This window comes from Streptomyces sp. NPDC090798, assembly GCF_044768965.1.
Lineage (GTDB): Bacteria > Actinomycetota > Actinomycetes > Streptomycetales > Streptomycetaceae > Streptomyces.
Genome location: NZ_JBIVXA010000050.1, coordinates 1 through 9,434 on the forward strand (window position 1 = coordinate 1; position 9,434 = coordinate 9,434).

Sequence of the window (9,434 nt, forward strand, 5' to 3'; positions counted from 1 at the left end):
GCGGGCGAGCTGTACATCGCGGGTGCGCAGCTGGCGCGGGGTTATCTGGGTCGTGCGGGCCTGACGGCTGAGCGGTTTGTCGCGGATCCGTTCGCTGTGGCGCCCGGGTCGCGGATGTACCGGACCGGGGACGTGGCGCGCTGGTCCGCCGACGGTGCGCTGGAGTTCGTGGGCCGTGCCGACGCGCAGGTGAAGGTACGGGGATTCCGCATCGAGCTCGGCGAGATCGAAGCCGTGCTGGCCGGTCATGCCGGGGTGGGCCAGGCCGCGGTGGTGGTGCGTGAGGACACGCCCGGTGACAAGCGTCTGGTCGCCTACGTGGTGCCGGCCGCGGGCACGGCGCCGGCACACCTGGACGCGTCCGTACTGCGTGAGCACGTGTCCGAACGTGTGCCGGAGTACATGGTGCCGTCGGCGTTCATGGTGCTGGACGCTCTGCCGTTGACGCCGAACGGGAAGCTGGACCGGCGCGCCCTGCCGGCACCGGAGTACATCGCGGCTGGTGCGGGTCGTGGGCCCCGGTCGCCGCGGGAGGAGATCCTCTGCGGGCTGTTCGCCGAGGTCCTCGGCGCGGAGTCGGTCTCCATCGACGACAGCTTCTTCGAGCTGGGTGGCCATTCGCTGCTTGCGACCCGCCTGGCGAGCCGGATCCGGTCCGTACTCGGGATCGAGGTCAGCATCCGATCACTGTTCGAGGAGCCGACCGTTGCCGGTCTGGTCGGCCGGCTCGACGAGGGTGGTCGGGTTCGGGAGCGGCTGGGCGTGCGGGTGCGGCCGGAGGTGCTTCCGGTGTCGTTCGCGCAGCGCCGGCTGTGGTTCCTGGGCCAGCTGGAAGGCGTATCGGCGACGTACAACATTCCCCTCGCTCTGCGGCTGAGCGGGGTGCTGGACGTGGAGGCGTTGCGGGCGGCGCTCGCGGATGTGGCGGGCCGGCACGAGAGCCTGCGGACCGTGTTTCCCCAGGTGGACGGGGAACCGTGGCAGGAGATCCGCACGGGCGCCGCGGGCGTGCCGCACTGCCCGGTCGAGCAGGTCCCGGAGCCCGAGCTCGCTGCCGCGATCTCAGCCGTGGTGACGGCCGGGTTCGATCTGGCACTGGACCTGCCGTGGCGGGTACGGGTGCTCCAGCCGGCCCCGGGTGAGTGGGTTCTGGTCGTGGTCGTACACCACATCGCTGCGGACGCCTGGTCGATGGGACCTCTGGTGAGGGACCTGTCCCGTGCGTACGCGGCTCGCTGCAAGGGCGAGGCCCCGGTCTGGGACGCGCTTCCCGTGCAGTACGCGGACTACACGCTGTGGCAGCGGGCAGTCCTCGGCGACGAAGACGAACCCGAGAGCGTGATCACTGGGCAGGTGGCCTACTGGAAGCAGGCCCTGAACGACCTGCCCGAGCAGCTGGAGCTGCCGGTCGACTTCCCGCGTCCGGCGATCGCCTCGCATGAGGGTGCGTCGGTGCGTGTGCAGGTCTCGGCCAAAACGCATGCGCGATTGGTGGAGCTGTCCCGCTCCTGCGGTGCGAGCGTGTTCATGACGGTGCAGGCCGCACTGGCGGTGCTGCTGTCGAGGATGGGCGCCGGCCAGGACATTCCCATCGGGACCCCGATCGCGGGACGGACCGACGACGCCCTCGACGACCTGGTCGGGTTCTTCGTGAACACGCTGGTCCTGCGGACCGATGTCGCTGGTGATCCGACGTTCCGGCAGGTGGTGGAGCGGGTGCGGGAGGCCGACCTGGCCGCTTTCGCGCATCAGGACGTGCCGTTCGAGCGGCTGGTGGAGGTCCTCAACCCGGCCCGTTCCATGGCCAGGCACCCCCTCTTCCAGGTCATGCTCGCCGTTCAGCACCATGCACCGCTCCTGAGCACCATCCGCAGTGTCACGACTGGCTCCACGACCGGCTCCACGATCGAGTCCGGATTCGATCTGCCCGACCTGACCGTGCGGCCGGAGCCGATGGACGGGACGGTGGCGAAGTTCGACCTCTCCGTCAGTCTGGGCGAGACCCACACCGACGGCACACCCGCGGGTCTCGATGGGCGATTGGACTACCGCGCCGACCTGTTCGAAGCGGCGACCATCGAACTCCTCGCCCAGCGGCTGGTCCACCTCCTCGACACCGTCACCACCGACCCGGACACGCCCGTCCGTCGCATCGACGTCATGAGCGCGGACGAGCGCGAGCAGGTTCTGCTCGCCTGGAACGACACCGCCTGCGAGGTTCCCGAGGCGACTCTCACGGAGCTGTTCGAAGCCCAGGCCGTACGTACCCCCGACGCGATAGCCGTCGTGAGTGACGGGGTGGAACTCACCTACGCACAACTGAACGAGCAGGCGGATCGGCTGGCCGGACATCTCGCCGGCCTGGGCGCCGGACCCGAGCGAGCGGTCGGCCTGTGGATGGAACGGTCCGCGGAACTGGTGACCGTACTGCTGGCCGTACTGAAGACCGGCGCGCACTACGTGCCGTTGCACGAGGGACTTCCCCCGAGCCGGCTTCGGCTGGTCTTGGAGGACTGCGGTGCCGAACTGCTGGTGACGGACCGGCTCGCGCAAGCACGTGAGTTCGCCGGGGCCGTGAAGGTCATTTCCCCCGCTACAGACGCAGCCCTTGCAGCCGTATCCGGAGCGGAACGTGTGCAGCCGGCTGATGCAGGTGGCGTCAGTGGTGCGAGTGGCGTCCATGGTGCCCGTGGCGCCGGCGGTGTCGATGGGCTCGCCTATGTGATGTACACGTCCGGCTCGACCGGCGAGCCCAAAGGCGTGGCTGCCACGCACCGAGGGGTCGCCGACCTCGTGTTGAACAGGTGCTGGGGGACGGACAACCACGAGCGCGTCCTCTTCCACTCGCCGCACGCCTTCGACGCCTCGACGTTCGAGCTGTGGTTCCCTCTCCTCTCCGGCGGAACCATCGTCGTGGCTCCCGAGGGAACCCTGGAAGCGACGTCCCTGGAACAGCTGATCAAGACGCACGAGATCACTGGCGTGGTTCTGACCGCGGGGCTCTTCCGGGTCATAGCGGAGGAGACCCCGACATGCCTCGCCCGGTTGCGTGAGGTGCTGACGGGTGGTGACGTGGTGTCACCGGTCGCCGTGCAGCGTGTGATGGATGCGTGTCCGGACACCGTCGTGCGGGTGCTGTACGGGCCGACGGAGATCACGCTGTGCGCGACGCAGTACGAGATGCCGGTGGGCGTTGCCGTGGGCGGTTCGGTGCCGATCGGCCGTCCGATGGACAACACGCGGGTATACGTACTGGATGCGGCTCTCGCGCCGGTGCCTCGGGGTGTGGCGGGCGAGCTGTACATCGCCGGCGCCGGTGTGGCCCGGGGCTACGTGGGTCGTGCCGGTCTGACGGCCGAGCGGTTCGTGGCGGATCCGTTCGCTGTGGCGCCCGGTTCGCGGATGTACCGGACCGGGGATGTGGTGCGCTGGACCACGGACGGAGTCCTGGAGTTCCTCGGCCGGGCAGACGCGCAGGTGAAGGTACGCGGCTTCCGTGTCGAACCGGGCGAGATCGAAGCCGTCCTGGCCGGTCACGAGCAGGTGGCCCGGACGGCGGTCGTGGTACGTGAGGACACGCCGGGGGACAAGCGGCTCGTCGCCTACGTGGTGCCGGCCCCCGGCCAGGCTGTCGTCGACCCGGCCGTACTGCGTGCACACGTGGCGGAGCGGTTGCCGGACTACATGGTGCCGTCCGCCTTCGTCACGCTCGACGTCCTGCCGCTGACCCCGAACCAGAAGCTGGACCGCCGCGTCCTGCCCGCCCCGGAGTACGCCGCAGGTGCGGGTCGTGGACCGCGGACCCGCCAGGAAGAAATCCTGTGCGGGCTGTTCGCCGAGGTTCTGGGTGTGGAGTCGGTGTCGATCGACGACGGTTTCTTCGAGCTGGGCGGGCATTCGCTGCTGGCGACCCGGCTCGTGAGCCGCATCCGGTCGGTGCTCGGCGCGGAGCTGAGCATCCGGTCGCTCTTCGAGGTTTCGACGGTGGCCGGTCTGGTCGACCGGCTCGACGAGGGCGGTCGGGTTCGGGAGCGGCTGGGTGTGCGGGCGCGGCCGGAGGTGCTTCCGGTGTCGTTCGCGCAGCGTCGGCTGTGGTTCCTGGGCCAGCTGGAAGGCGTATCGGCGACGTACAACATTCCGCTCGCCCTCCGGCTGACCGGGACCCTGGACGTGGAGGCGCTGCGGGCCGCGCTCGCGGATGTGGCGGGCCGGCACGAGAGCCTGCGGACGGTGTTCCCGCAGGATGCCGACGGTCAGCCGAGCCAGCTCGTCCTGGCCCCTCCCGCGGGTGTTCCGGACCTCCGCGTGGAGCCGGTGACCGCCGACCGGGTTGCTGCTGTTGTCGCCGGAATGGCAAGCACGGGGTTCGATCTGGAGTGTGATCTGCCGTGGCGGGTGACGCTGCTCGACGTGGACTCGGCCGACGAGTGGGTGCTGGTGATGGTGGTCCATCACATCGCGGCCGATGGCTGGTCGATGGCCCCGCTCGCCAGGGACCTGTCGGAGGCGTACGCGGCCCGGTGCCGGGGCGCCGCACCGGCGTGGGACGCGCTGCCGGTGCAGTACGCGGACTACACGCTCTGGCAGCGCGAGGTTCTGGGTAGCGAGGACGACCCCGAGAGCGTGATCGCCGGGCAGGTCGCCTTCTGGCAGGAGGCCCTGTCCGGAGTCCCCGAGCAGCTGGAGCTCCCGGTCGACTTCCCGCGTCCGGCGATCGCCTCGCATGAGGGCGCTTCCGTGGACGTGCGTGTTCCGGCGCAGGTGCACGCCCGGCTGGTGGAGCTGTCCCGCTCCTGCGGTGCGAGCGTGTTCATGACGGTGCAGGCCGCGCTGGCGGTGCTGCTGTCGAAGATGGGCGCCGGAGACGACATTCCGATCGGGACGCCGATCGCGGGACGGACCGACGACGCCCTCGACGACCTGGTCGGGTTCTTCGTGAACACGCTGGTCCTGCGGACGGATGTCGCTGGTGATCCGACGTTCCGGCAGGTGGTGGAGCGGGTCCGGGAGGCTGACCTGGCGGCCTTCGCGCATCAGGATGTGCCGTTCGAGCGGCTGGTGGAGGTCCTCAACCCGGCCCGTTCCATGGCCCGGCACCCCCTCTTCCAGGTCATGCTCGCCTTCCAGAACGTCGCCGAACCGGATCTAGCGCTCCCTGGTCTGAGCGTTCGACCGGAGCCCACGACGGGCGCGGTGTCGAAGTTCGACCTGTCCATCAGCCTGGGTGAACTCCACGACGAGGACGGCACCCCCGCCGGGCTCCTGGGACACTTCGACTACCGCACGGATCTGTTCACGGAGGAGACGGTCCGCAGCCTCGTGGACCGGCTGGTCCGCGTGCTGGCGGCCGTCACCGCTGATCCCGACACGGCGATTCGTTCCGTCAGCGTTCTCGGTGCCGAGGAGCGGCAGCGGGTGCTCGTCGACTGGAACGACACTGCCCGTGAGGCTCCGGACGCGACACTGCCGGAGCTGTTCCAGGCGCAGGTCGCGAAAACCCCGGACGCCCTTGCCGTGGTGAGCGGCGGGGCTGGGCTCAGCTACGCCGAACTGAACGTCCGGGCGAATCGCTTGGCCCGCCATCTCGTGGCGTGTGGTGCGGGTCCGGAGCGGCTGGTCGCGGTCGCGCTGCCGCGCTCGACCGACCTGGTCGTGGCGTTGCTGGCCGTACTGAAGAGCGGCGCCGGGTATGTGCCGGTGGATCCGCAGTACCCGGCGGACCGGATCGCGTACATGCTGGCCGACGCCGACCCGGTACTGATGCTGACGGACGCGGCCACCGCGGCGACGCTGCCCCACGACGGTGATGCCCGGCGCGTGCTGCTCGACGGGCCCGACGCCCTGGGGGCCGTAGCCGCCCAGGACGGTGGCGACCTGTCCGACCACGACCGTCAGTCTCCGGTGCTGTCCGGCCATCCGGCCTACGTGATCTACACGTCGGGGTCGACCGGACGGCCGAAGGGCGTGGTGGTCGAGCAGCGCAGCGTGGTGAACCTCGCCTCATGGGCTGCCTACGGGATCGGTGCGGACCGCCTGGGGGAGGAGGTCTACGCAACGACGTCACTCAACTTCGACGTGTCGGTCTTCGAGATGATCGCCCCCTTGCTCGCCGGCGGCCGGATCAACGTGCTCCGGGACCTGCTCGCGCTGGGAGACGAATCCGCCGGAGACGCCGGCAGCCGGCCGCTGGTCAGCGGCGTTCCCTCGGTGTTCGCCGGTCTCCTGGACCGTGAACCGGCGACCGACGTGGCGACGGTCGTGATGGCGGGCGAGGCGATCTCGCCCACCGTCGCCAAAAGGATGCGCTCGGCCTTCCCCGAGTCCCGCATCGCGAACTGCTACGGGCCGACCGAAGCCACGGTCTACGCGACCTCGTGGTACACGGATGCCGAACTGCCGGCTGCGATTCCGATCGGCCGGCCAGTCGCCAATACCCGCGTGTACGTGCTGGATACGGGCCTGTCGCCGGTGCCGGTGGGCGTGGCCGGCGAGCTGTACATCGCCGGTGCGCAGTTGGCACGGGGCTACCTGGGCCGCGCGGGCCTGACGGCTGAGCGGTTCGTCGCGGATCCCTTCGCGCAGATGCCCGGATCGCGGATGTACCGCACCGGGGACGTGGTGCGGTGGAACAGTGACGGGGTCCTGGAGTTCGTGGGGCGTGTCGACGCACAGGTGAAGGTGCGTGGTTTCCGTATCGAGCCGGGCGAGGTCGAAGCGGTCCTCGCGGCACACGGGCAGGTGGCCCGGACGACGGTCGTGGTACGTGAGGACACTCCGGGTGACAAGCGCCTGGTGGCGTACGTGGTGCCGAACGGCGCGGGTGCCGTCCGTGGCCTTGATGTGAGTGACCTCCGCGGGTTCGTGGCGGAGCGGTTGCCGGACTACATGGTGCCGTCCGCGTTCGTCGTGCTGGACGATCTGCCGTTGACGCCGAACGGGAAGCTGGACCGGCGCGCCCTGCCGGCACCGGAGTACGCCGCAGGAGTGGGTCGTGGGCCGCGTACTCCCCAGGAAGAGATCTTGTGCGGTCTGTTCGCCGAAGTCCTTGACGTCGGTGCCGTTTCCATCGACGACAGCTTCTTCGAGCTGGGTGGTCATTCGCTGCTTGCGACCCGGCTCGTGAGCCGGATCCGTACGGTGCTGGGCGTCGAGGTGGGCATCCGGTCGCTGTTCGAGGCGCCGAGCGTCGCCGGTCTGGTCGGCCGGTTGGACGAGGGTGGTCGGGTTCGGGAGCGGTTGGGTGTGCGGGTGCGGCCCGAAGTGCTTCCGGTGTCGTTCGCGCAGCGTCGGCTGTGGTTCCTGGGACAGTTGGAAGGCGTATCGGCCACGTACAACATTCCCCTCGCTCTGCGGCTGACCGGTTCGCTGGACGTGGAGGCCCTGCGTGCGGCGCTCGCGGATGTGGCGGGCCGGCACGAGAGCCTGCGGACGGTGTTCCCGCAGGTGGACGGTGAGCCACGGCAGGAGATTCGGCAGGGCGCCGCGGGCGTCCCCGACGTCGCCGTGGAAAAGGTGCCCGCGGATGGCGTGGCTTCGGCCGTGGCCACGATCGCGGGTACCGGGTTCGACCTGGAGTGTGATCTGCCGTGGCGGGTGACGCTGCTCGACGTGGACTCGGCCGACGAGTGCGTGCTGGTGATGGTGGTCCATCACATCGCGGCCGATGGCTGGTCGATGGCCCCGCTCGCCAGGGACCTGTCGGAGGCGTACGCGGCCCGGTGCCGGGGCGCCGCACCGGCGTGGGACGCGCTGCCGGTGCAGTACGCGGACTACACGCTCTGGCAGCGCGAGGTCCTCGGCAGCGAGGACGACACGGATAGTGTGCTCGCCGCCCAGGTGGCCTTCTGGCGCGAGACTCTGGCTGACCTTCCCGATCAGTTGGAACTGCCCGTCGACCACCCGCGTCCGGCGGTTGCCTCGCACGAGGGCGGTTCGGTCGGGCTCCGTGTGCCCGCGGAGGTGCATGCCCGGCTGCTGGAGCTGTCCCGCTCCTGCGGTGCGAGCGTGTTCATGACCGTGCAGGCCGCGCTCGCGGTGCTGTTGTCGAAGATGGGCGCCGGCGAGGACATCCCGATCGGGACCCCGATCGCCGGACGCACCGACGACGCCCTCGACGACCTGGTCGGGTTCTTCGTCAATACGCTGGTCCTGCGGACCGACGTGTCGGGCGATCCGACGTTCCGGGAGGTCGTCGAGCGGGCCCGCGAGGCCGACCTGGCCGCCTTCGCGCATCAGGACGTGCCGTTCGAGCGGTTGGTGGAGGTCCTCAACCCGGCCCGTTCCATGGCCAGGCACCCCCTCTTCCAGGTCATGCTCACCTTCCACAACAACGCGCAGCCCGACCTCGACCTCCCCGGCGTCCAGGCCCACGCCGAGCCCGTCGGTGAGGCGGCGGCCAGGTTCGACCTGTCGTTCAGCCTGGGGGAGACCCACGCCGCCGACGGTGGACCGGCAGGCTTGGCGGGGCGGCTCGACTACCGCACCGACCTGTTCGAGCGCACCACCGTCGAGCGACTGGCCGAGCGACTGTCCCGGGTCCTCGAAGCCGTCGTTGCCGCGCCCGACCGGCCGGTCCGCGAGCTCAGCGTCCTCGGTGCCGAGGAGCGGCAGCGGGTGCTCGTCGACTGGAACGACACGGCTCGTGAGGTTCCGGATGTGACGCTGCCGGAGCTGTTCGAGGCCCAGGTGGTGCGGACTCCGGATGCGCTTGCCGTGGTGAGCGGCGGGGTTGAGCTGTCGTATGCGGAGCTGAACGTCCGGGCGAATCGTCTGGCCCGCTATCTGGTGCGGTGTGGTGTGGGTCCGGAGCGGCTGGTCGCGGTCGCGCTGCCGCGTTCGGTCGACCTGGTCGTGGCGTTGCTCGCGGTGCTGAAGAGCGGTGCGGGGTATGTGCCGGTGGACCCGGAGTACCCGGCGGACCGGATCGCGTACATGCTGGCCGACGCCGACCCGGTCCTGGTGGTCACCGATGCGGTCACGTCGTCGGTGCTGCCTCAGGACGGTGTGTTCACCGACCGTCTTGTGCACTTGGACGAGCCCGTGGTGCGGGACGCGCTTGCGGCGCTGAGCGTCTCCGACCTTGTCGATGCGGACCGTCTGTCTTCGGTGGTTTCTGCTCATCCGGCGTATGTGATCTATACGTCGGGTTCGACGGGGCGGCCGAAGGGTGTGGTGATCGAGCATGCGGCGTTGGTGAATTATGTGGTGCGGTGTCCGCAGGCGTATCCGGATCTTGCGGGTTCGACGGTGTGGCATGCGTCGGTGTCGTTCGATGCGGGTGTGACCGCGTTGTACGGGGCTTTGGTCGCGGGTGGGTGTGTGGTGGTTGCGGCTTTGTCTTCGGCGGGGGTTGGGGAGGGGGTCGGTGCCGGGTTGCCGGTGTCGTTCCTGAAGGTGACGCCGAGTCATCTGCCGGTGTTGGAGGGTGCTGGGCG

General features: G+C 69.8%; 1 protein-coding gene. It reads left to right on the forward strand.

Features of this window, described 5'->3' with window-relative positions; all coding sequences use genetic code 11:
• Positions 1-9,434: amino acid adenylation domain-containing protein (locus tag ACIQTP_RS46785; protein WP_403412320.1), on the forward strand; the 9,434-nt coding region annotated here is incomplete at both ends.